The organism is Agrobacterium sp. SUL3, assembly GCF_001263295.1.
Taxonomy (GTDB): Bacteria; Pseudomonadota; Alphaproteobacteria; order Rhizobiales; family Rhizobiaceae; genus Agrobacterium; species Agrobacterium tomkonis.
Genome location: NZ_KQ414507.1, coordinates 39848 through 63704, shown reverse-complemented (window position 1 = coordinate 63704; position 23857 = coordinate 39848). Strand labels below are relative to the sequence as shown.

20 protein-coding genes are annotated in these 23857 nt (G+C 58.9%); 15 read left to right on the top strand and 5 right to left on the bottom strand.

The features are described 5' to 3' along the window. Positions 1 to 49 precede the first annotated feature (49 nt). Entirely contained in the window at positions 50 to 316 is a 267-nt protein-coding gene (locus AKG12_RS18090; RefSeq protein ID WP_052819945.1) for a DUF6074 family protein, read from the bottom strand. A gap of 339 nt (positions 317 to 655) precedes the next feature. On the opposite strand from AKG12_RS18090, the gene AKG12_RS18085 reads away from it, so the two are divergent. Next, positions 656 to 934 carry an exopolysaccharide production repressor protein gene (locus AKG12_RS18085; protein WP_046801677.1) on the top strand — a complete coding sequence of 93 codons (279 nt, stop codon included), beginning with the start codon at positions 656 to 658 and terminating at the stop codon, positions 932 to 934. A gap of 109 nt (positions 935 to 1043) precedes the next feature. Further along, positions 1044 to 2036, top strand: a complete 993-nt coding sequence (locus AKG12_RS18080; RefSeq protein WP_052819944.1) for a glycosyltransferase family 2 protein — start codon at positions 1044 to 1046, stop codon at positions 2034 to 2036. A 189-nt stretch (positions 2037 to 2225) separates the two neighbouring features. On the opposite strand, the gene AKG12_RS18075 is transcribed toward AKG12_RS18080, so the two are convergent. Together AKG12_RS18075 and AKG12_RS18070 are read right to left on the bottom strand one after the other, a co-directional pair. After that, on the bottom strand, positions 2226 to 3194 hold the full coding sequence (locus tag AKG12_RS18075) for a polysaccharide pyruvyl transferase family protein (RefSeq protein WP_052819943.1): 969 nt from the start codon (positions 3192 to 3194) through the stop codon (positions 2226 to 2228). A 51-nt stretch (positions 3195 to 3245) separates the two neighbouring features. Beyond that, the gene (locus AKG12_RS18070; RefSeq protein WP_052819942.1) at positions 3246 to 4211 is read right to left on the bottom strand and encodes a glycosyltransferase family A protein; all 966 of its coding nucleotides are present in this window, start codon (positions 4209 to 4211) and stop codon (positions 3246 to 3248) included. A gap of 119 nt (positions 4212 to 4330) precedes the next feature. Here AKG12_RS18070 and AKG12_RS18065 point away from each other — a divergent pair, with 119 nt between their 5' ends. The 10 genes from AKG12_RS18065 to AKG12_RS18020 all read left to right on the top strand — a co-directional run bounded on the left by AKG12_RS18065 (position 4331) and on the right by AKG12_RS18020 (position 16826). Next, the gene (locus tag AKG12_RS18065; protein ID WP_052819941.1) at positions 4331 to 5809 is read left to right on the top strand and encodes a lipopolysaccharide biosynthesis protein; all 1479 of its coding nucleotides are present in this window, start codon (positions 4331 to 4333) and stop codon (positions 5807 to 5809) included. Between the two features lie 409 nt (positions 5810 to 6218). Then, positions 6219 to 7328, top strand: a complete 1110-nt coding sequence (locus AKG12_RS18060; protein WP_225244834.1) for an acyltransferase family protein — start codon at positions 6219 to 6221, stop codon at positions 7326 to 7328. A gap of 4 nt (positions 7329 to 7332) precedes the next feature. Beyond that, positions 7333 to 8124: an endo-1,3-1,4-beta-glycanase ExoK gene (gene exoK, locus AKG12_RS18055; protein ID WP_052819940.1), complete on the top strand. Its 792-nt coding sequence runs from the start codon at positions 7333 to 7335 to the stop codon at positions 8122 to 8124. A 65-nt stretch (positions 8125 to 8189) separates the two neighbouring features. Continuing rightward, positions 8190 to 9371: a glycosyltransferase family protein gene (locus AKG12_RS18050; RefSeq protein WP_052819938.1), complete on the top strand. Its 1182-nt coding sequence runs from the start codon at positions 8190 to 8192 to the stop codon at positions 9369 to 9371. Between the two features lie 17 nt (positions 9372 to 9388). Then, positions 9389 to 10387 carry a glycosyltransferase family 2 protein gene (locus tag AKG12_RS18045; protein WP_052819936.1) on the top strand — a complete coding sequence of 333 codons (999 nt, stop codon included), beginning with the start codon at positions 9389 to 9391 and terminating at the stop codon, positions 10385 to 10387. Next, positions 10384 to 11328: a glycosyltransferase family 2 protein gene (locus tag AKG12_RS18040; protein WP_052819934.1), complete on the top strand. Its 945-nt coding sequence runs from the start codon at positions 10384 to 10386 to the stop codon at positions 11326 to 11328. Before AKG12_RS18045 ends, AKG12_RS18040 begins: the two co-directional genes overlap by 4 nt. After that, positions 11328 to 12323: a glycosyltransferase family 2 protein gene (locus tag AKG12_RS18035; RefSeq protein WP_052819932.1), complete on the top strand. Its 996-nt coding sequence runs from the start codon at positions 11328 to 11330 to the stop codon at positions 12321 to 12323. Before AKG12_RS18040 ends, AKG12_RS18035 begins: the two co-directional genes overlap by 1 nt. 67 nt (positions 12324 to 12390) lie before the next feature. Then, positions 12391 to 13296 carry a UTP--glucose-1-phosphate uridylyltransferase gene (locus tag AKG12_RS18030; protein ID WP_052819930.1) on the top strand — a complete coding sequence of 302 codons (906 nt, stop codon included), beginning with the start codon at positions 12391 to 12393 and terminating at the stop codon, positions 13294 to 13296. A gap of 108 nt (positions 13297 to 13404) precedes the next feature. After that, positions 13405 to 15753, top strand: coding sequence for a polysaccharide biosynthesis tyrosine autokinase (locus tag AKG12_RS18025; RefSeq protein WP_046801666.1), 2349 nt, complete (start codon positions 13405 to 13407; stop codon positions 15751 to 15753). 128 nt (positions 15754 to 15881) lie between these two features. Next, positions 15882 to 16826, top strand: a complete 945-nt coding sequence (locus AKG12_RS18020; protein ID WP_052819927.1) for a 2-hydroxyacid dehydrogenase — start codon at positions 15882 to 15884, stop codon at positions 16824 to 16826. A 22-nt stretch (positions 16827 to 16848) separates the two neighbouring features. On the opposite strand, the gene AKG12_RS18015 is transcribed toward AKG12_RS18020, so the two are convergent. Next, positions 16849 to 19824: a PAS domain S-box protein gene (locus AKG12_RS18015; RefSeq protein ID WP_052819925.1), complete on the bottom strand. Its 2976-nt coding sequence runs from the start codon at positions 19822 to 19824 to the stop codon at positions 16849 to 16851. Between the two features lie 354 nt (positions 19825 to 20178). On the opposite strand from AKG12_RS18015, the gene AKG12_RS18010 reads away from it, so the two are divergent. The 3 genes from AKG12_RS18010 to AKG12_RS18000 all read left to right on the top strand — a co-directional run bounded on the left by AKG12_RS18010 (position 20179) and on the right by AKG12_RS18000 (position 23346). Beyond that, on the top strand, positions 20179 to 21177 hold the full coding sequence (locus tag AKG12_RS18010) for an ABC transporter substrate-binding protein (protein ID WP_046801663.1): 999 nt from the start codon (positions 20179 to 20181) through the stop codon (positions 21175 to 21177). Positions 21178 to 21404: 227 nt separating this feature from the next. Beyond that, positions 21405 to 22292: an ABC transporter permease gene (locus tag AKG12_RS18005; protein ID WP_046801662.1), complete on the top strand. Its 888-nt coding sequence runs from the start codon at positions 21405 to 21407 to the stop codon at positions 22290 to 22292. Continuing rightward, a complete protein-coding gene (locus AKG12_RS18000; RefSeq protein ID WP_052819923.1) occupies positions 22285 to 23346 on the top strand; it encodes a quaternary amine ABC transporter ATP-binding protein in 1062 nt (353 codons plus the stop codon). The genes AKG12_RS18005 and AKG12_RS18000 overlap by 8 nt, the downstream gene beginning before the upstream one ends. Here AKG12_RS18000 and AKG12_RS31075 read toward each other — a convergent pair. Further along, positions 23343 to 23857 (bottom strand): NAD(P)/FAD-dependent oxidoreductase (locus AKG12_RS31075; RefSeq protein WP_285277762.1); only part of this gene is annotated, 515 nt, incomplete at its 5' end. The genes AKG12_RS18000 and AKG12_RS31075 overlap by 4 nt on opposite strands.

The following is a 23857-nucleotide window of genomic DNA, read 5'->3' as shown; positions in this document are numbered from 1 at the left end:
CCGGCGGTGCAAAGCAGACGCCGGCTTTTTTATGAGAAAACTTAAAGCCTCAATGGCTATCGCGACGAGCCTCGGGGGCAGCATCGCCGGACCACAATTCGGCCTGCACCGCGTTTTGAAATTCCATCACCTCGCGCCGCATGGCAGCGTCTTCATAGCCCAATCCCGTCAGATAGGCGGCCAGTTCACGGCACTCCCTGCGCCAGAAATCATTCGCCTCCACACCATGCAGACGGTCAAGCATGGTTGCACACCGTTTTACGTCGGCAATGCGGTTCTTTGCCGGAAAGGCGATTACTTCTGAACTCGTCGTCACGCGGGCACCCTGCTCTTCGAGGAATCAATACCGACTTTTTAAAGGCGAGATGGTTAACGAAGTCTGCAGGGCGGCGCAGACAACCCGCAATAGCCGATCAAAGAGCGATTCTATGCCTGTCCGAAGCCAGAAACCGGGTTTCAAAACAGACCCGAGAGAGGGAAAACATCGATTACCAAGGAATTTACCAATCAAGATTACCGAAATTTCATGCTGCGCCAGATAGAAGAAGTATATGTGTGTTGAAACAACACCAGTCTCATCGTATATTTCTTGCAAAGAAAAAAAATGCCGCAGCGCAGCCAAAAACGGAGAAATCGTTCTCGGGAGGAGAGCACCATGTATGCACCTCGTGTTTTTTTCAGCATGATCGGTGCGTTGCTTACCTTTGCGGTTGCTACATATTTCATTCACGGGTCGTTCTATACGGCGTTCATCCAGACCCTCATCTGCGCCGTCCTTCTGCAAGTCGGTTATTTTATTGCAATTCTGGTTCTGGTCGCCCGCGAAAAGCGCCGGTTGCGTGAGACATTCGCACATGATCGCAGCGCTGAAACCATGACGGCCGAAACAGCCAAAAGCGCCCCGCCGCATGGCGCGAAACTCACCGATATGTAAGCTTTCAAGCATCGGCTTTTATTGCGTCGCAAAAAAATCGCTTGCATCCACATCCCTGACACTTTCTGCTGGCCAAATCCTGACGGTCGTCAAAGCAAAAGGACATCCCATGGTGAGTGGTTCACAGCCCATTTGCGTCATCATCGCTGCGAAAAATGCATCCGAAACGATCGATATCGCCATCCGCTCCGCGCTTGTGGAACCGGAGGTCGGCGAAGTGGTGGTGATCGACGATGGTTCCACCGATACGACAAGCGATGTCGCGCATGCGGCAGATGACGGTAGCGGTCGCTTGCGGGTGGTGCGATTCGACGTCAACCGCGGGCCTTCCGCTGCCCGCAACCATGCGATCTCAATTTCATCTGCGCCGCTTATCAGCATTCTCGATGCGGATGACTTCTTTTTCAGGGGCCGTTTCACCGCCATGCTGGCCGATGACGACTGGGATCTGGTCGCCGACAATATCGCCTTCATCCAGCAATCGGTTCCGGGCGCATCCTCCATGCAGCCGGCCCGCTTCGAACCTGAGGCCCGGTTTCTGTCGCTTGCGGAATTCGTGGAAGGCAATATTTCCAGGCCCGGCGTGGAGCGCGGAGAGACAGGTTTCCTGAAACCGGTGATACGCCGCGACTTTCTCGACAAACATGCGCTGCGCTACGACGAGGCCCTGCGGCTGGGCGAAGATTACGAGCTTTACGTTCGCGCTCTTGCCGCCGGCGCCCGCTACAAGGTCATCCGCCATTGCGGTTACGGCGCAATCGTGCGCGGCAATTCGCTGAGCGGGCGTCACAGCACCGAGGACCTTCGCCGCTTATACGAGGCGGACAGGTCCATCCTCGCCGGCTGCAGGCTGTCCGCCAACGAGGCGGCGATCCTTCGAGAACATGAAAAACATATCCGCGCCAAATTCGAGCTTCGCCATTTTCTCGATGCGAAAAAGCAGAAAGGCATGGGCGGCGCGCTAACCCACGCACTTGCACGCCTGCCCGCCCTGCCCGCCATCACGCGCGGTATCCTGACCGACAAGACCGCGCGTTTCCGCAAGCCGTCGCAGCCCGTACGGGATGTTCGATATCTTCTGGAGGGGACGCCGGTTTCGTAAGGAGAAAGACAACCTCGGCCAATTCTCCGCCGTCATCCTCGGGCTTGTCCCGAGGATCTACGCACGTATCGTATAATCGGTCGGTTGCAGATGCTCGGGACAGGCCCGAGCATGACGATGGAGACGTTAGAGGATGGCATCCTCAAGCAAATGCGGCAGAAAATTCTCTGCCGCATCCGCTCTTCACCCTCAAAGATAATCGCGCTTGATCGTTTCCAGAACGGCGGAAAAACGCTCCTTGCGCTCTTCCAGCCTGCCATCCGGGCTGAGACGTGGTTCCGCCCGGCTTGCCTGCCAGAGCGCGAGCGTGGAAGGTGCAGCCAGCACCTGCTTGGCCAGCTTGCGCAACGACGTTGACTGGCTTTCCTGCGGCCTGACCAGCACATCGCCTTCATGCGCCGGGCCCCCATGCGCCGAAACGGAGCCGGCCTCGGCAATGACGGGGGCTGGCGGCGGCGGAAAATTCATGCCCCAGAAGCGCGAGCCCTTTTTTGCCGCCTCGGCACGGGTGGAAACAGGCACGTAACGCGGCTGATATTCCACGCCGACGGTGCCTGCCCAATCACTCCATTTGAAGCTGTTGATCGAGGGGGATGTGCTGACTGCGACCCATGGCACGCGGAACGCATCGGCAAGGATTGCGCCATGCATGGATTCGGCGACGATGAATTCCGATTGGGCAATGGCGCGGATGACCGATTTCGCCTCGCCGCGCGGGTCTAGATAGGTCAGCCCCGCCGGTTCGCAGACCGTTTCCCACATGCCAAATTCCGCCGACTCCCAATGGGGAACGAAGGTCTTCTTGTGGAGTTTCGGCAGGCCTTTGAAGTCCGGCATCTCGGTGACCATGACGGCGGGATCGACGATGCCCATTTCCGGCGCAAGCCCGAGCTTGGCGGCGGTTTTTTCGCCGCGCACACAGCGAATATCCCAGAACCCGGTGCCCGTATCCGGCACCGCGCCATAGCCATAACCGCTGCCGATGACCAGCTTACGCTGTTTTGCCGGCAGCAGGGTGTCGTTCAGCACGGTGCCGACGCCGACAAGCATGACGTCGTCATGCACGTCGCGCAGGCCTGGAAGCAGAAAATCCCACAGCCACAGATTGAGATCGTCACCGAAATTGCCGTGATGCGATTCCCAGTGGTAAGGTTTCATGAGGTCACTCCTGGGTGAAAAACATATAAATTCTTGCGGGCAAGAATTCGCTCATCTTGTACGAACGATTTTTCCTGCGCCGAGCTCAAAAGCGGCGCGCAGCAGTGCGGGATCGCGCATTGCCCATTTCAAGAGCAGCCCGAATTCGGGAATTTTACGCCGTTTCAGATTGCCCGCCTGGCTCCACAGCGCCTGTTTGCGGGCCGTGTTTTTATAGGAAGCGATCGATGCCACATCGGCCGGCCGGCGGGAAAAACGTCCCTCCAGAGTGTCGAGCGCCACCCAGGTATTGAACTGCTGACGCAGGAATTCCGGCGAGGCATTATCGATGCTGTGGAAGATATTGACCCCCATGCCGCGCATCGCACCGGCATCGTCACAGAGCAGCGTCCGCTTCGATGCAAGGATGGAATCGCAGAAAAACAGTACATCTTCCGCAGCCAATCTCAGCGCCGGATCGAAGCGTATCTTTTCAAACAGCGGGCGGCCAATCACCATGCAGGAGAGGTGCAGGAAACTCCAGTTCCGCAGCATGACGCTTGCGAGATCCGGGAGTTCGATCACCAGCGGCTTCTTGGAAAGCCTTGCCGCACCTTCGTTCTTTTCCAATTCTGAAATGGCGAAATGGTAATAAAATTCGTCACTTGCCTGCATCGACGCCCAATAGCACTCGCCGCCATAGGTCTCTAGCGCGAAGGCGGCATTGCGCAGATGATCGGGTGTCCAGATATCGTCCGAATCGAGAAAAGCTACGTAATCGCTACCATCGGGCACATTGTCGAGACCGGTATTGCGCGCGCCGCCAGGCCCGCCATTGGCCTGCTTAATGACAAGAATCCGGTCTTTCTCACCCTGCGAAAGTTCCGCAAGTTCGCTTTCGATCGGATATGGCGATTCGTCATCGACGATGACAAGATCGAAATCCTGGTAAGTCTGCGCAAAAACCGATGCGAGTGCACGTCCAAGAATTCCGTGCTGCTTTTGGTAATAGGGAATGACGACAGTAAATCTTGCCATTGTTTCGCCCCTTGCGTTGATCAAGAAGTGTCGGGCCCGATCCTAAAAGCGGCCCCGATGGTATCGGCAACTCCCAACCGGCGATCCTCCCCGCCGGCCTCCAGAAACAGGATGCTTGTATGCCCCCAGCTCCAAATGTAAAGACCATCACCACCAATGTGGGGTGGAGCGTCCTGTCAAAAACAGGGACATTCGGGCTTAAGTTTGTCACGGTCCCCATTCTTGCAAGACTGCTTTCCCCGGAAGAATTCGGCGTGGTTGCGGTAGGACTTACGGTTGTACAGTTTCTGACCATGATTGCCGGCGCGGGGCTGACCTCTGCGCTGATCGTCGAAAAGGAAGAGGATATGGATACGATCCATACCGTCTTCTGGGCCAATCTGGCGATTTCCTGCACCATGGCCGCCGTTCTCTACATCTTCGCGGAATTTTTCGGCGGTCTGCTGGGCGCAGTGGAGAGCGCTTACCTGCTGCGCATCATGGCCTTCCTCATTCCGCTGCAGCTCGCGGGCGATGTCGCCTATTCGCTCTTGGCCCGACGCATGAACTTCAGCAAGGACGCGCTCTGGAGCATGGCGTCAGAAAGCATTGCGGCGGTGGTCGCCGTGGCTTTGGCGCTTCTCGGCTTCGGGGTCTGGGCGCTCATCATCCAGCTTTTTGCGGCGGCCCTCATCCGGCTTGTCGGGCTTTATGCCGTTTCGCGCTATTGCCCGCGCTTCGTCATGAAACCGCGCCGTCTGGTGCCGCTTCTCGGCTTCAGCTCCGGGCTGATGGGCTCGGAAATCGCCAATTTCGTCACCTTCCAGTCACCGATGGTGGTCATCGCCCGGCATCTTGGCCTTGCCGATGCCGGCGCCTATTCCGCCTCCAACCGCTTTGCCAGCATTCCCAACCAGGTGGTGCTCTCGGCGGTCATGGGCGTGTTGTTTCCCGCCTTCAGCCGCATGATGGACGATCCGCAACGTCGTCGCGATGCGCTGATGTTCAGCACGCAGGTGCTGACCGTGCTGCTGGCGCCGATGATGTTCGGCCTCTGGGCCGTGGCCGAACCGGCCATGCTGGTCATCTTCGGGCAGAACTGGGCCTATGCCTGGCCGGTTCTCGGGCTTCTGGCTCTGTCAAAAGCCATTCTGACGCCGTGCAGCACCTTCATCCCCTATTTGAAGGGCGCGGGGTACGGCCGTGTGCTGTTCTGGTCGGCGACGATCCGCGCCATCGTCACTACCGTCGCGGTCTGGCTCGCCGCGATTTATGGCACGCTGATCGATGCCATGGTGTGGCTCTGCATCGTCAATGCGGTAACGCTGGTCGCCTATTCCTGGGCGGTGTTCAAGGCGAGCGACACGCCGTTTCTCCGCGGCCTTTATGTCAGCAGCAGGCCAATGATCGCAGCGTTGATCATGGCTGTTTCGGTGCGTTATCTGCTTCATATGCTTGCAGACCGTGTGCCAAGCGCCACCCTTCAGGTTCTCGTCGGTGCTGCCGTCGGCGGCGTCATCTATGCGGTGCTGATCCTGTTGACGGAACGCGCGCTGCTGGGGAAAATCTTCGGAATGGTGAAAACGCGGCGCATGCGGGATACTGCAACCCAAGGTTAGAAAATTCGCGGAAAAACGCGCCTCATTTCCGCCGTTAAGCGACCTTGCCGCGGTGATTTCATTCACTGCGACAAGGCAGCACCCCCTCTCTTTTTGCGGCGCAGCATCACGACAAATGACAAATTCACACGCTTCAGCGATTTTTAACGATGCGTGATTTTAGAAAAAATCTATTAATTTCAGTTATTTGATTTTTTAAGATCGCGGAAATGGCGCTGACGCCAGACAATCACCCGCAAAATCTAATCTTGTGTTTTTCCCGCGTCGCCACATTTTATCCCAAAGTCGAAACCAGACTTTCCAGTGCGGGCTTAAGTTCGCTCTGGTTGCAACGCGGCGTGGGGAGACGCCGCCAATAGGGGTGACTGATGTGACTGTCGATCAGAACCTATCCTCCCGTATCAATTTGATGCGCATATTGTTGATTTCAGGAATCGTGTTCGTCCATGTGCCGCACGATGCCGAAACCAGCCCATTTCTTGGCCTTTATGGCTTCTTCGACTGGCTGCGGGTTTTTCTGGGCGATGCGCTGTTTCGCATCGGCGTGCCCTGTCTCAGCGCCATTTCCGGTTACCTGCTGTTTCGCCGCGGCATGAGTGGTTTCGATTATCCGGCGACGATCCGTTCCAAGTCTAAAACCGTGCTACTGCCCTTCCTTCTGTGGAATGGTGCGCTGTTTGCCGCCGTGTTGCTCATCCAGCTCTTCGATCTGGGCGTAGGGTATTTCCCTGATCTGTGGAATGCCAGCCCGCGTGAAATCATCAGCCACGGTACGGCGCTCGAAGAGCTGCCGGTGAATGTACCGCTGTATTTCCTGCGTGACCTTTTCGTCTGCATCCTGCTGTCGCCGGTGCTCGCCTTTCTGATGCGCCGTTTCGCGCTGCCGACGCTCGCGATCCTGCTCTTCATCACCGCCATGCCGGACCTGACGATCTTCATCGTCCAGAAGAAATCCATCCTTTTCAGTTTTTCGCTCGGCATTGCGCTTGCGCTGCACCGTGTCGATGTCAAGGCTCTCGATCCCTATGCCGTGCCGATCATGGCGCTGACCTTTGCGGCTTCGGCCATGCTGGCCACCGGCCTTTATTTCACCGGCCCGGAATTCACCTTCTGGCTCAACATGTCACGCAATCTTTTGGCCGTCTTCGGCGCGCTCGGCTTCTGGGTTTCCTCCGCTATCCTGATCCGCAGCCGGCTTGGCCAGCGGCTTGCCGAAACCGGCAGCCTGAGCTTCTGGATTTTCTGCGCCCATTACCCCCTGCTCGTCATCATGTGGATGGTGTGGAACAAGGGCGGACCGGATTTCTACCCCGCTTTTTATATCAGCGCGACGCTTTCAGCCTTCGTCATTCTGGTGATTAGCAATGCCCAGACCCGCAAATACCTGCCGGCCGTCTATGGCGTACTGACCGGAAGCCGCAGCGGCAAATCAAAACCGAAAGCCGATTTTACGGCAAAACGGGGCGCCATCATCGGCCCGCCCACATCCGAAACACTTTATTCGCAACGACAGAGGTGAACCAATGACAACATTTGTCACCCGCGTTCAGACACGCATCTTTCTTGCCGCAGCCCTTTCGGCCACAGCTTTTGCAGCGCCGGTCGATGCGCAGGAAGGCAACGGCACGTCCTTCATAGAAAACTTCGATTCCATGGACAGGTCCTTCTGGTACGTTTCCGACGGCTGGAACAATGGCGCGCATCAGAACTGCACCTGGTCGAAGAAACTGGCGACGGTGGAAAACGGCCAGCTGACACTCGGTTTTGAAGAAGCCAAGGCGGGCGAACGCAACTTCGCCTGCGGTGAAATCCAGACCAAGGGGCGGTATCGCTACGGCACCTATGAAGCACGCATGAAGGCCGCCACCGGCTCGGGTCTGAACTCGGCCTTCTTCACCTATATCGGCCCGACCGACAAGAAACCGCACGATGAAATCGATTTCGAGGTGCTGGGCAAGAATACGGGCAAAGTGCAGCTCAACCAGTATATCTCCGCCAAGGGCGGTAACGAAAAACTGGTACCGGTGGAAGGCGGAGCCGATGCCGGCTTTAACGATTACGCCTTCGTCTGGGAGCCTCAGCGCCTGCGTTATTACGTCAACGGCAAGCTCGTCCATGAAGTGACAGACGAGTCGAAAATTCCCCAGAATGCCCAGAAAATTTTCTTCAGCCTGTGGGGCACCGATACGCTGAAGGACTGGATGGGCGCCTTTTCCTATTCCGGCGCAACGCAAATGATCGTTGACCGGTTTGCCTTCACGGCGCTCGGCGACAAATGCCAGTTCCCGGAATCCATCGCCTGCGCCCTCAACTGACTATTTTTTGAACCGAAACGTAGGCCGCAGCGTCTTCGACGCATGAAAGCAACCGGAACCCCTGCATGACCCATGTCCTTTATCTCGCGCATGATCTGTCGGACCCCGCCATTCGCCGGCGGGTGCTGACCTTGCTTGCGGGTGGGGCGCGGGTGACGCTGGCCGGCTTCCGGCGCGGAAATAACCGGCTTGCGGGCATCGACGGCCTCATGCCCGTCGTGCTTGGGGAAACCGCCGACGGGCAGTTTCTGCAGCGCATGGCGGCGGTGGCGAAAGCCAGCCTCTCGCTTGGCAAGACCTTGGGCGGCATTCCGGTTCCCGATGTCATTCTTGCCAGAAACCTGGAAATGCTGGCGCTGGCAAAGCGGGCCATGTCGATCTATGCCGGGCAACCGGCGTTGGTTTATGAATGTCTCGATATTCACCGCCTGCTTCTCAACAAGGGCAAGCCCGGACAGCTGCTGAATGCGGCCCAGCGTTATTTCGCACGCGATGCCAAGCTGCTGGTGACGAGTTCCCCGGCCTTCGTGGAGCACTATTTCAAACCGGTCTCGGGCCTCAACCTTCCGGTACTGCTTCAGGAAAACAAGGTTCTGGCGCTGGACGCCACCGTTGCCGCCACACCGCAACCACGCGCTCCCGCGCCCGGCGAACCATGGAAGATCGGCTGGTTCGGCGCGCTTCGCTGCCGCAAATCGCTCGAAATCCTCGCTGAATTTGCCCGCCAAAAGGAGGGCAAGGTCGAAATCATCCTGCGCGGCCGGCCAGCCTATTCGGAATTTGCCGATTTCGACGGCTTCGTTGCCGCTGCCCCGCACGTGCATTTCCATGGGCCTTACAAGAACCCCGAAGACCTTGCCGCCATCTATAACGAGGTGCAGTTCACCTGGGCGATCGACTTTTTCGAGGAAGGCCAGAATTCCAGCTGGCTGCTGCCCAACCGGCTTTATGAGGGCTGCCTTTACGGCACCTTGCCAATTGCGCTTGCCGGCACGGAAACCGCCCGTTTCATCGAAAAGCGCGATATCGGCTTCGTTCTGAACAAAGCGCAACCGGACGATCTGGCTACCCTGTTCGGCCAGATGGACCCGCAAACCTATACGAACGCCTTCAACACCCTCTCGGCGACAGACAGGAAACAATGGCTGACCGACCGCGACGATTGCCGTCTGCTGGTGCAGCAATTGTCCTCTCTTGCCAAATCCGCTTCCGGCCATGCCCGTGAAGCGCAGTTTTCACCCGTGTAGTGCGTAGGGGGCAAATCATGGAAGGTCTTGGTCATTCCGGCATCAGAACGCTGATCGTCATACCCTGCCTCAATGAGGCGAAGACGATCGAGGGACTGCTTGTCAAATTCACCGGCGCGATGCAGGGGCGTCTTTTCCGCATCGTGGTTGCCGATGGCGGCAGCACGGACGGAACCCGCGATATCGTTTCCGCCTTCGCCGCAAAGGATGATCGCGTCACGCTTCTCGCCAATCCGAAGCGCATCCAGAGCGCTGGCATCAACCTTGCCGTTGCCACGTTCGGCCAAGAATTCGACTATATGATCCGCATCGACGCCCATGGCGATTATCCGGATGATTATTGCCAGCGGCTGATCGAGGATGCGGAACGCACCGGCGCGGATTCCGTCGTCGTCGCCATGGATACGGTCGGCCACGGCCTGTTTCAGAAGGCGACGGCCATCGCCCAGAATTCCAAGCTCGGCAATGGCGGCTCCAAGCACCGCGAAGGCGCCAAAGGCCACTGGATCGACCACGGCCACCACGCGCTGATGCGGATTGCCGCTTTCGATGCCGTGGGCGGTTATGACGAGAGCTTCAGCCACAATGAGGATGCCGAGCTGGACTTCCGCCTGCGCAAATCCGGCTTCCGCATCTGGATGACCGACAAGACCCGCATGACCTATTATCCACGCGCGAGTGTCATGCCGCTGTTCCGGCAATACCTCGCCTATGGCCGCGGCCGGGCGAAGAACCTTTTGAAACATCGCTCGATCCCGAAAATCCGCCAGATGATCCCGCTCGCCGTGCTGCCGGTTTTCATCCTCGCGCTGCTGTCGCTTGTGCATTGGGTGGCACTTATTCCGCTCGGCCTCTGGATCGCCGCATGTGTGGGGTATGGCTTGTGGATGGCAATAGGTCAGAAAAACCCATACGGCCCGCTCGCCGCCTTTTCGGCGATGGTGATGCACCTGGCCTGGTCCACCGGCTTCTGGCTGGAACTCCTGAAATTCCGGGGAAGAAAGGCTGTCTCATGACCGACAACACCGTCACCCGCCCGCATGATTCGAAAACCGTCGATATCGGCATCTGCACCTACAGACGCCCGGCGCTCGTCGCCACACTTCTGTCACTCTTCGAGCTGGAGGTGCCGGAAGGCGTGACGGTTCGGCTGATTGTCGCCGATAATGACGAGGAGCCGAGCGCCAAGGCGAGTGTCGATCGCCTGCGCGAAAATGCGCCCTTCGAGATCACCTATGTGCATTGCCCGAAATCGAATATTTCGATTGCCCGCAACGCCTGCCTGTCAGAATGCCGGGCGGATTATCTCGCCTTCATCGACGATGACGAGACCGCCCCGCCGCATTGGCTCGCCGCCCTTCTGGAAAAGGCCGATGAAACCGGCGCGGAAACCGTTCTCGGGCCCGTAACAGCGGTTTACCGGGACAATGCGCCGGGCTGGATGAAACGCGGCGACTTTCACTCGACAGTCCCCGTCTGGGTCAATGGCGAGATCATCACCGGCTATACCTGCAATACGCTGCTCAAGATGGATGCACCCTCGGTGAAGGGTCGGCGCTTCGCGCTGGCGCTCGGCCAGAGCGGCGGCGAAGACACCCATTTCTTCTCGCATCTTCACGCCGCCGGCGGCCGCATCGTTTTTGCGGAAGACGCCGTCTTGTCCGAACCGGTGCCGGAAAATCGCGCAAGCTTCATGTGGCTTGCCAAACGCCGCTTCCGCTCCGGCCAGACCCATGGCCGTGTGCTGGCTGAAAAGAAGCCCGGCGCACGCCGCGTGGTGCAGGTGCTGAAGGCTGGCTCGAAAGTGCTGTATTGCGGCGTATTTACAGCCTTGAGCGGCTTCAACGCCGTGCGCCGTAACCGCTATGCACTGCGTGCCGCATTGCATATGGGTTCGATGAGCGGCGCCTTCGGCGTGCGTGAAATCCGCCAGTACGGCGCGGTGGAGGCGACCTGATGGAAAACCTTTCCTCGCCGCCCGATATCACCTTCGTCATCGCCGCCTATAATGCCGCCGATACGATTGAAGCCGCCGTTCAAAGCGCGCTCGACCAGCAGGGTGTGACGCTGGAAGTCGTCGTCGTGGATGACCGTTCCGCCGATGACACCATCCCCTTCGTTGAGGCGATCGCCGCCATCGATCCGCGTGTCCGTCTGCTTGCTCTCGCAGAAAATCTCGGTCCGGGCGGGGCACGCAATGCCGGGATCGAAGCCGCGACCGGACGCTGGATCGCCGTGCTCGATTCCGACGATGTCATCCGCCCGGAGCGTTCCGCCTGCATGATGTGCCGGGCGGAAGCCGCCAATGCGGCAATTGCGGTCGATAATCTCGATGTCGTCTATACCGACGGCAGGCCCATGGAGACGATGTTTCCGGAAGAATTTCTGGAGGAACGGCCGGTTCTCACGCTCGAGGACTTCATCTCCTCCAACATTCTTTTCCGCGCCACCTTCAACTTCGGCTACATGAAGCCGATGTTCCGGCGCGATTTCCTCAATAGCGAGGGCCTGCGCTTCCGCGAGGATATCCGCATCGGCGAGGATTATATCCTGCTCGCCTCGGCGCTCGCCGCCGGCGGTCTTTGCGTCATCGAACCGAAGCCGGGTTATGTCTACAATATCCGCGAAGGCTCGATTTCGCGCGTGCTCGAACTTCATCACGTCGAAGCGATGATGCGGGCGGACCAGGAGTTCCTGAGCCATTACACTTTGCTGCCCGCCGCCATGGATGCGCAGCAGGCGAGAGCCCGCAGCCTGCGGCTGGCGCATAATTTTTTGACTTTGGTGGAAAACATCAAGAGCCGCTCGGTACTCGGCGCCTTGAAGACCACGATCAGGGATCCCGCCGTGCTGGGGCACTTAAGAATGCCCATTGCGGTGCGGCTGAGGAGGCTGCGGGACGCCATGTTTGCGCCCGCGGCGAATACAGGGGTGAAAAGACAGATTTCGTGAAATTGACGCGTGGACGAAATCTGCGCGGGGACTGGGGACAGATCAAACCTTGATGAAGGAGAACGCGATGGACCTGAACAAAACTGTCAGAAAAGCCGTCATTCCCGTAGCTGGCAACGGCACACGGTTTTTGCCCGCCACCAAGGCGATGCCGAAGGAAATGCTGACGATCGTCGATCGTCCAGTCGTGCAATATGCCGTTGACGAAGCCATGCAGGCCGGCATCGAACATATTATTTTCGTGACAAGCCGCAACAAGACCGCCATCGAAGACTATTTCGACAGCGCGCCTGAGCTCATCAACACGCTCACCCGCTCCGGTAAGACCGTGCAGGTGCTGCAGCTGGAAAAGATGCTGCCGGTTGCCGGCACCGTCAGCTATACGCGCCAGCAGGTGCCGCTCGGTCTCGGCCACGCCGTCTGGTGTGCGCGTGAACTGGTTGACAAGGAGCCTTTTGCCCTGCTTCTGCCTGACATGGTGTCTTACGGCGCGCGCGGCTGCATTGCCGGGCTGATGGAGCTTTACGACGAAGTCGGCGGCAATATTCTCGGCGTCGAAGAATGCCTGCCCGAAGAAGTGTCGTCCTATGGCGTCGTCGGCGTCGGCCAGAAGGTCAATCACGGCTTTTCCGTCACCGAAATGGTCGAAAAGCCGGAACCATCCAAGGCGCCTTCGAATTATTACCTGAATGGCCGTTACATTCTGCAGCCGGAAATCTTCGATATTCTCGCCAGACAGGAACGCGGCGCGGGCAATGAAATCCAGTTGACCGACGGCATGAAGCGGCTTGCCGAAAAGCAGGGTTTCCATGCGCAGAAATACAGTGGGCGCACTTTCGACTGCGGCAGCAAGCAGGGCTTCATCGCCGCCAATGTTGCCTTTTCGCTGATGCGCGCCGACATGGAGGCGCAGGTTCTCGCTTCCGTGAAGGAGCTGGTGGCAAACCACGAAAGCCGCGTTCGGGCGGCCTGACTTTAATCGCGCCGCCGGGGAGGCGGCTGGCGCACCAATAACGGGGGGCGGGAAGGCGAGCCAAGGCTCGGCTTCCCGCGTACCATTTTTAATTCACAAGGTAGGTCCATGCACCACAAGACCTTTAAATCCAACATCGGCTTTCCGGATTCCGGCAAGGATTCCGACACGTTTATCGACCTCGACCGCCTGTGGGCCGCCGTGGTTCGCCGTGCCAATGTCATTGCCGCTTCGGTCATCGCCGCCGTGGTTCTGGCCGGCCTTTATCTGGTGCTTGCGACCCCCGTTTACACCGCGATGACGCAGGTGCTGCTGGATGAAAGCCTTTCCCGTTATGCGGAAGAGGAATCGCCGGTGCCTGCCGCGCAGATCGTCGACAACCGCATTGCCAGCGCCGTGGAAATTCTGAAATCCAAGGAAATGGCATTGACCGTGGTGGACAAGGCCAAGCTCGATGAGAACGACATCATCGTCAATCCGCCGATGTCGCCGGTCGAGCTCGTCAAATCCTCCGTGCGCGGCGTCCTCGATCTTGTCCTGCCCGGCGATCCACCCGCCTCCGAAGCCGCAATCCGCGCTGGACGTCGTGAAAAGGCGGCCGCAATTCTGCAGCAGTCGCTGACGGTGGAGCGTGTCGGCCGCAGTTCCGTCATCGCCATCTCCACCCGCTCGACCGACCGGCAGCTGGCCGCGCAGATCGCCAAGACCTATGCGCAGGCCTACCTCACCGAACAGCTGAACGCCAATTTCGACGCCAGCGAACGCGCATCGGTTTGGTTGCAGGAGCGCATGACCGACCTCAACCAGCGCGCCCAGGCGGCTGAGCTTGCGGTGCAGAAATTCAAGTCGGACAATAATATCGTCTCCTCGCGCGGCGAGTTGATGTCGGAAGGCCAGCTTGCCGATCTCAACGGCCAGTTGATTGCGGCTCAGGCGGATGCCGCAACGGCCTCTGCCCGCTATAACCAGTATAAGTCGATCATCGACCGCGGACCTGACGTGGCTGTCGATAACGCTGTCGTTTCGGCACGCGACACCGACAATTCGGTCATTCAGGATCTTCGCAAACGCTACATCACCATTTCCGACCGGCAGCAGGGCATCGTCCAGCAATTCGGCGCCGATCACCCGCAGGCAATCGCACTGGATGCCGAAAAGAAAGAGGTTTCGCGGCAGATCTATCAGGAACTGCAACAGCTGACCGGCAGTCTGAAGAATGAATTCGACGTCGCCAATTCCCGTGTGCAGTCGTTGCGAGACAATATTGAAGGCGTTGCAGGCCGCAATTCGCAGGCCAATATCACCATGGTGCAATTGCGCGAGCTCGAGCAACGGGCAACCGCGCTGCGAACCCTCTACCAGTCCTATCTCGGTCGTTTCGAGGAGGCCTCGCAGAAACAGTCGCTGCCGATCGCCAAGGCCCGCATCATCTCTGAAGCCGGTCTGCCGACAGCCCCTTCCAGCCCGAAAAAGACCATGACCATGGCGCTTTCGGTCATTCTCGGCCTGATGCTGGGCGGCGGTATTGCTGCACTTCTCGAGTTCCGCGACCGGTTTTTCCACACCGGCAACGATGTGCGCGACAATCTGCGCATGCGCTTTCTGGGCTACCTGCCGTTTATCGGCGAAAGGGGCGTGGAAACGGCAAAACCGGGCACCAGCGCCGCCACCCCCGGCGGCGAGAATGCCACGCTTGATGAAAGCGGTCAGGTCTCGTTCCAGAAGATGCTGCGTCTTGCGGTCGACAGCCCGCGCTCCAGCTTTGCGGAGACGCTGCGCAACGTGAAACTGACGGCGGATGTCGTCATTCAGGAGCGCCAGTGCCGGGTCATTGGCGTCATTTCCTGCCTGCCGAACGAGGGCAAGTCGGTCGTGGCGCTCAATCTGGCCGGGCTGATTGCCTCCACCGGCAAACGCACGCTGGTGGTGGATGCCGATATCCGCAATCCCGGCCTCAGCCGCATGCTGACCACACGGCAATCCGCCGGTCTGGTGGAAGTCGTTCTCGACGAAATTCCATGGACCCAGGCGGTGAAGGTCGATACGCGCACAAAGATGGGCATTCTGCCGGTTTCCACCAGCAACCAGTTCGCCCATTCCAGCGAATTGCTGGCTTCCTCCGGCATGCGCAAATTCATCGATCAGGCACGCGAGGCCTGCGATTACATCATCGTCGACCTTGCACCGGTGGTCCCCGTCATCGACGCCAAGGCCTTTGCGCCGCAGGTGGACGGCTTCGTTTTCGTCACCGAATGGGGCAAGACGCCGATCCAGATGGTGCAGAACCTGATGGCTAACGAACCGCAGATCGCCAACAAGACGCTGGGCATCGTGCTCAACAAGACCGACATGACGGAATTGCAGCGTTATGCCGGCCCGGGTGGTTCGGAGCATTATCACGAGAGCTTCTCGGCCTACTACGGCGATGCCAAGCCGCCGGTGAAGGAAAATGCCTGATAACAGAACGGCCCGGGAAACCGGGCCGTTTTCATTCTATTGAAGTTTAAACCGACAGGCCTATGGCATTACCCCACAAAACTGCGCATTGATGGCGGCACCGTCATAATCAAGCAGGACCTGTTTTCATGTCATCACCCATCGCCTTTGTTTCGCGGATGAATGCGGAAACGGAAGCCGTCTGGAAGCACGCGCTTCGTGCCGCCATGCCGCAGGAAGAAATCCTCTCCTTTTCCGAATTGACCAACGAGCAGAGACGGGCCGTGAATTTCGCCATCGTCGCCAATCCCGATCCGGCCGATATTGCCGCATTGCCGGGCCTGACGTGGATTCACAGTCTCTGGGCGGGCGTCGAGCGGCTGGTGCTGGAACTGGGCGACAAGGCTCCGCCCATCGTCCGGCTGAAGGATCCGGAGCTTTCACGCGTCATGGCCGAAGCCGCGCTGGCCTGGACTTATTATCTGCAACGCGACATGCCAGCCTATCGCGACAACCAGCAGAAGACACTCTGGCAGGAGTTCGATTACCGCCATCCGCGCGAGATGACCATCGGCCTCCTTGGCCTCGGCGCACTTGGCACGGCCGCGGCCGAACGCTTGCGCCACGCCGGCTTCAACGTTGCCGGCTGGAGCCGCTCCGCCAAGGCGATCGGCGGCGTGGAAACGCTGACCGGGGATGACGGGCTGCAAACATTGCTGGAAAAGAGCGACATTCTCGTCTGTCTCGTGCCGCTCACCGATGCGACACGCGGTCTTCTCGATGCCGGCCGTCTCGCCGCGATGAAAAACGGCGCAGCACTCATCAACTTCGCCCGTGGCGCGGTCATCATTGCCGAGGATCTGATTGCGGCACTCGATTCCGGGAGGCTTTCGCATGCCGTTCTCGATGTCTTCGAGCAGGAGCCATTGCCCGTCTCTTCCGCCTTCTGGCAGCACCCGAAGGTCACCGTCCTGCCGCATATTTCCGCGCCGACAAGCCGCGAAAGCTCAGCCCGGATTGTCGCCGGGAATGTTTACACATGGCGCGAAACAGGTACGCTCCCGGAAACGGTCGATATGGCGCGCGGTTACTGACCCTGCAAAAATGGCAGGCGGCCTATTCGGCCGCCACCGTTCCGCCTGCATGGGCCAATTCGACAGCGGAGATGATCTGCTGTTCGTCATAGGGCTTGGTCAACAGTACCGCATTTTCTGGCGCACCTTCGGGCAGATGGCTATCACCAGTCGCAAAGACGACGGCCATGCCCGGCTTTCGGCGCAGGGCCTCCACTGCCAGTTCACCGCCCTTCATGTCAGGCAGGCCGATATCGGTCACGAGAACATCGATATGTTCCGCCTCGACCACCTTCAGCGCCTGTGCCGCATTTCCGGCTTCGACGACAATAAAGCCGCAATCGGACAGCATCTCCGTCGAATTCATCCGGATCAACTCGTCATCCTCCACCAGAAGGACGCGTATCGTGCTGTTTTCGTTTTCCGAGGGCCGCGCGGCTTCTGCTGGCTTTGAATGACCCGATGCCGATGCCGGCCGTGCCTTCGACAACGAAACCTGCTTGCGGTTGGCGATGACGTGGCGAATGCGCCGCGCCAGCGCTTCCCGCGTATAGGGCTTGGAGAGAAGTTCCACCCCGGCATCCAGCTTGCCGCCGTGCACGATGGAATTTTCCGTATAACCCGAGGTGAAGAGGACGGCGAGATTGGGCAGTCGTTCCTGTGCTCGGCGCGCCATTTCTCGGCTTTTCAAAGGCCCCGGCATCACCACATCGGTGAAGACGACATCGATCGGGACGCCGCTTTCCACCACCGTCAGACCCGCCTGCGCATCGCGGGCGGTGAGTACGCGGTAACCGAGATCGCTCAGCGTCTCGACAACGGTGCTGCGCACCTCTTCGTCATCTTCAACGACAAGTATGGTTTCCGTTCCGCCCTCAACGGGGCCGGTATGCACCACCACTTCACGATCTTCGTCGGCAGCCGAGCGCGGCAGATACATCTTGACCGTCGTGCCCTGCCCTGGCTCACTGTAGATATTGACGTGGCCACTGGACTGTTTCGCGAAACCATAGACCATAGAAAGGCCAAGGCCAGTGCCCTTGCCCTCCGGTTTGGTCGAAAAGAACGGCTCGAAGACCTTTTCCAGAATTTCCGGAGACATGCCGGAGCCGGTGTCGGTAACGGCGAGCATGACATATTGCCCCGCCGAAACCTCGGAATGTTTGCGGGCATAATCACGGTCGAGAACCGCATTGCCGACCTCAATCGTCAGCTTGCCGTGTCCTTCCATGGCATCGCGCGCATTGATCGCCAGATTGAGCAGCGCATTTTCCACCTGGTTGGGGTCGGCATAAGTGTTCCACAGTCCGCCGGAGGTGATGACCTCCACCTCGATCGCCTCGCCGAGTGAACGGCGCAGCAGATCATCCATGCCGGTGACAAAACGGGCGATGTTGATGACACGCGGCTCCAGCGCCTGACGCCGCCCGAAGGCCAGAAGCTGGCTGGCGAGCTTTGCGCCGCGATGGACGCCGGCAAGCGCGTTTTCCAGCCGCCGCTCGGCCCGCTCATTGCCGATCACATCCTTCGACAGCAATTGCAGATTCCCGGCAATCACCTGGAGGAGATTATTGAAATCATGCGCCACGCCGCCGGTCAGCTGACCGATGGATTCCATTTTCTGCGCCTGCTGCAAGGCTCTTTCGGTCTGGCGGCGTTCGGCCATTTCCGTCTCGACGCGGGCTTCAAGGCCTTCGTTCAACTGGCGAAGCTGCTCTTCCGCCCGGATACGGTGACGAATCTCGCGCTCGAGATTGCTCGCATGGTCCTTGAGGGTGTTTTCCGCCCGGCGCTGTTCGGTGACGTCGGTATGGACACCGACCCATTCCGCAATGACGCCGGCCTTGTCGAAAATCGGTACGCCACGGATCGCAAAGGTGCGGTATACACCGTCATGACGACGCACGCGATGTTCCCACACATAGGTCGCCCTGGCGGAAACCGCCTTTTTCCAGCTTTCGAGCGAATGCTCGCGGTCGTCAGGATGAACCGCCTCAACCCAGCCGGCCCCCTGATATTCCTCAAAGCTCTGGCCGGTCAGCGCGCCCCAGGCGGGTTGCTCTCCCAGCATCCTGCCATCGGCGCTGTTGGTCCACAGCACGCCATGCACGGCATCCACCGCCGCACGGAACCGATTGTTGCTGAGCAGTATTTCCTGCTCGGACCGTTTTCTATCCTCGATATCGATGATCAGCACATAAATGCCGTCGATGGAGCCATCGGCGATGTAGCGCGGAACATAACGGATTTCAGCGGCGCGAGTGGTCCCGTCCGGTCTCTGGATCACGGTATCGGAAACGATCTTTTCACCGCCGAGTGCGCGGTCGAGATAGGCCCGCCGGGCCTCGAAAAACGTCTCACCGACAATCTCGGGAACACTGCGGCCGATCACCTCGTTGGCGCTGCGACCGAACCATTCCAGATAACCGTCATTAGCAAACTTATAAACGTAGTCGCGATCGACATATCCCACCAGGATCGGCAGGGCGTTGGTAAGCCGGCTCAGTTCCTTACGGCTCTGCTCCAGCGCCTCCACCGCCTTCACCTTGTCGGTGTTTTCAAGGACGGTGCACAAGACACCATCCACGGTTCCGCCATCATTGTAGATCGGCGTGTAAAACAGGTCGAAGATGACCTCTTCCGGCAGGCCATTGCGCATCAGCGTCATCGGCTGGTCGCGATAGGCCATGACCTCGCCGCGAAAACCCGCCTCCAGAATGCGGCTGTTCCAGTCCCAGATTTCCGGCCAGATACCGGGCACCGTGCCGCCCAGCGCCCGGGGATGATAATTACCGGCTATCTCCGCATAACCGTCATTATAGATCATCACGTGATCCGCACCCCACATCAGCACCTGCGGAATGGGAGAATTAACGACGGAATTGGCCTTCTGCCTCAGGTTTTGCGGCCATTCGTTAATCGAACCGAGCGACGTCTTCGACCAGTCGAAAACGCGCACGAGCTCACCCGTTTCACCGCCACCGATCGGCCATACCGGGGCAGCACGAAGATTGGTCATTCAATATCACCACAAAAACAGAGACGAAATTTCCCGTAATACAGAACCGGATAAAAGTCCAAGAAAACAGAAGCTTCCGTTTATTGTTCCCGGCTTTTCGCAATTTCGGAAAAGTTCCATTTTTTTGCAGGACGTCCGCAGGGGCATCCGGCAAGGTTAAGGAACATCACCGCCCCAATGTCGCAAATTGTGCACCCTCACCCGTAATGGTGGGCAATTGCCATCCTCAATACGCCAGAAATTGCCGCAAACGGAATGGCAACAAGGGAATTATTAACGCTCAATACGGGCGCTGACGGTCGCGGTGCCGTCCGCACCCGGGTCTTCGCCACACCGCGACCAGAGGGAACAACAATGAAAATACTTTTGGGTGCCACAATCTTGTCCGCCGGCTTCGCCTTTTCAGGCGGCACAGCCTTCGCCGCCGACTGCGGAAACGTGACCATTGCCAGCATGAATTGGCAATCCGCCGAAGTCGCCGCCAATCTCGACAAATTCATTCTTGAAAACGGCTATGGATGTTCCGCCGAAATCGTCACCGGCGACACCGTACCAACCCTGACCTCCATGGCCGAAAAGGGCCAGCCGGACATCGCTCCCGAAGCCTGGGTCAGCCTGCAGCCGGAAATCGTCAAACAGGGGCTGGAAGGCGGCAAAGTCGTCACGGCCGCCAAGATCCTGTCGGATGGCGCCGTTCAGGGCTGGTGGATTCCGAAATATGTCGCCGACGCAAATCCCGATCTCAAGACCATTCCCGACCTCTTCAAGCACCCCGAACTCTTCCCCTCCCCCGAGGACAAGGCGAAGGGCGCCGTCTTTAACGGCCCGCAGGGCTGGGGTGGCACGGTCGTCACCGCGCAATTGTTCAAGGCGTTCGGTGGTGAAAAAGCCGGCTTCACCCTCGTCGATACCGGTTCTGCAGCGGGTCTCGACGGCTCCGTCGCCAAGGCTTACGAGGCAAAGCAGCCGTGGGTCGGTTATTACTGGGCGCCCACCTCGCTGCTCGGCAAATATGAGATGGTAAAGCTCGGCTTCGGCACCGAATATGATGCGGCTGAATGGAAGCGCTGTACATCGGTTGCCGATTGCGCCGATCCGAAGCCGAACGCGTGGCCGATCGACGACGTGCAGACGCTGGTCAGCAAGACCTTTGCCGACCGTGCCGGCCCGGCCATGGACTATCTGAACAAGCGCGCCTGGACCAACGACACCGTCAACAAGCTGATTGCCTGGATGACAGACAATCAGGCGACCGGCGAAGATGGTGCCAAACAATTCCTGAAGGAAAACGAAGCGCTCTGGACGGGCTGGGTGTCTCCTGAAGTCGCACAAAAGGTCAAGGCCGCCCTTTAAGGCCGGCCCGGCATATCTGCCCGGCAACCGGCGTCCGCCAGAGGCGGCGCCGAGCCGCATCGATGCCCGAAAACCAGCCGGTTCTCAAAAAAGCACGATGCGCCGGTTCAACAGGAATAGAGCGTCCCGCCTGGCGTCACCGAAGACGCGGCGGCGCTCTGGCGATTTTACTCCCGGAGCGCAGCGGATATCGATCCCCGCCTCCGGTTCGTCATGGAGAACAGGATATGGAATGGCTTTTCAAATTTCCGGCCATGAATGACGATGCCCTGCGTGCGCTGAAGAAAGTCATCGATGAAGGGTTTCGGGCATTTACCCGAACCTATGGCAGCGCAATAGAGGGGCTGTTCACGCCCCTTCAGAGCTTTCTCATCTGGGCGGAAAGGCTTTTGATCGGCGCGCCCTGGCCGGTCGTTATTCTTATTGTCGCCGTGCTCGCCTGGCTCGCCAGCCGCAGCGCCACCATTGTTGCCCTCTGTTGCGGCATTCTCTTCGCCATCGGCTGGTTCGGCATGTGGGAAGACACGATGAAGACGATTTCGATGATCTTCGTCTGCGCCGTGCTGTCCATCGTCATCGGCCTGCCGATCGGCATCGCCATGGCGCGCTCCAACCGCCTGCAGAGCGTGGTCAATCCCGTTCTCGACGTGATGCAGACGATGCCGAGTTTCGTCTATCTCATTCCCGTCGTCATGCTGCTCGGCATCGGCCGCGTGCCCGGCGTCATCGCCGTCGTGATCTACGCCATTCCGCCGATGATCCGGCTCACCAATCTCGGCATCCGCATGGTCGACCGTGACGTGCTGGAAGCTGCCGATGCCTTCGGCTCTTCGAAGCGCCAGAAGCTCTTCAAGGTGCAGCTGCCGCTGGCGCTGCCCACCATCATGGCCGGCATCAACCAGACCATCATGATGGCGCTTGCCATGGTCGTCATCGCCTCCATGATCGGCGTGCAAGGCCTTGGCCAGCCGGTGCTGAAGGCCATCGCCAACCAGTATTTCACGCTCGGCGTGTTCAACGGGCTTGCCATTGTCGGCATCGCCATCATCTTCGACCGCATCAGCCAGGCCTATGGCCTTCGCCTGCAAAAACACCGGGAAGTGGCGCATGGCTAGTCAATCGATCGAAATTCGCAGCCTCTACAAGATTTTTGGCTCCAAGGCGGCAGATTTTGTCGAACCTGTCAAAGCCGGCATGTCCAAGACGGAACTCAACGCCAAACATGGCCATGTGCTCGGCCTGCGGGATATCAACATCACCATGCCGGGCGGGCAGATCACCGTCATCATGGGCCTTTCCGGTTCCGGAAAATCGACGCTGATCCGCCACGTCAACCGGCTGATCGACCCGACCGCCGGCGAAATCCTCTATGGCGGCACCGATGTCTGTCGCCTCAGCGAAGCCGACCTTCTGGAATTCCGCCGCCACAAGACGGCGATGGTGTTCCAGAAATTCGGGCTGCTGCCACATCGCAACGTGCTGCAAAATGTCGTCTACGGCCTTGAGGTGCAGGGCATCGACAAGCGCGAGCGGGAGGAAAGGGCCGAAGTCTGGATCCGGCGCGTAGGGCTGGAGGGCTTCTCCAGCCACTATCCGAACCAACTTTCCGGCGGCATGCAGCAGCGTGTGGGTCTCGCCCGCGCACTGACCAACAATGCCGAAATCCTGTTGATGGACGAAGCCTATTCGGCGCTCGATCCGCTCATCCGTGTCGATATGCAGACGGTGCTTTTGGAGTTGCAGAAGGAGTTGAAAAAGACCGTGGTCTTCATCACCCATGATCTGGATGAGGCGCTGCGGCTGGGCGACAAGATCGCCATCTTACGCGACGGCGAGATCATTCAGCAGGGTACGGCGGCCGAAATCGTCATGTCGCCGGCCGACAGCTATATCGAAGCCTTCGTGGAAGAGGTCAATCGCGGGAGGGTCATCCGTCTCGGCGCCATTGTCCAGCCAGAATTTTCCGGCCAGTCGCGGCTTCAGCTCGATGCGGATATGACGGTTGAAGAAGGCCTGCGCGCACTCGTGCGGGAAAATGTCGGCAACGCTGTGGTCGTGGGGGAAAACGGCAAGGTGCTTGGCTCAGTTACCACGGATGCCATCATGCGCTGCCTCGTCAGGACCGCGCATAGTGAGGAAGCTGGGGCCGCTGAACGCCTGTTAGGTTAGCCTTCAAGCCATTTGGCCATTCCGTTCGCCGCCGCCTTACCGGTGGCGAAACAGGCAGTCAGCAGATAACCTCCGGTCGGCGCTTCCCAGTCCAGCATTTCCCCGGCAGCGAATATGCCGGGGAGTTTTTTCAGCATGTAGTTTTCATCGAGACCGCTCCACGCGATACCACCTGCCGATGAAATTGCCTCGGCGATCGGCCTCGGCCTGAGAAGCGGTATTTCCGCATGTTTCATCCTCGCTGCGACGAAATCATCCGGCATGGCCGCTATGTCGGGGAAGATTTCCCGCAGCAGTCCGATCTTGACGGCGGAAAGGCCGGCGGCCTTGCGCATGCGGTTCGCAAAACTCTCCTTCCGTCCAAGCTTCGCCAGATCGCGGCTGAGGCGTTCCACCGTGCGTCCCGGGGCAAGATCAACGGTGAGCGAGGCCTTGCCCGTAAGTTCCAGCCGGTCGCGCAACGCGGCGGAATGGGCATAAACCACGCTGCCCTCAATGCCATGTTTCGTGA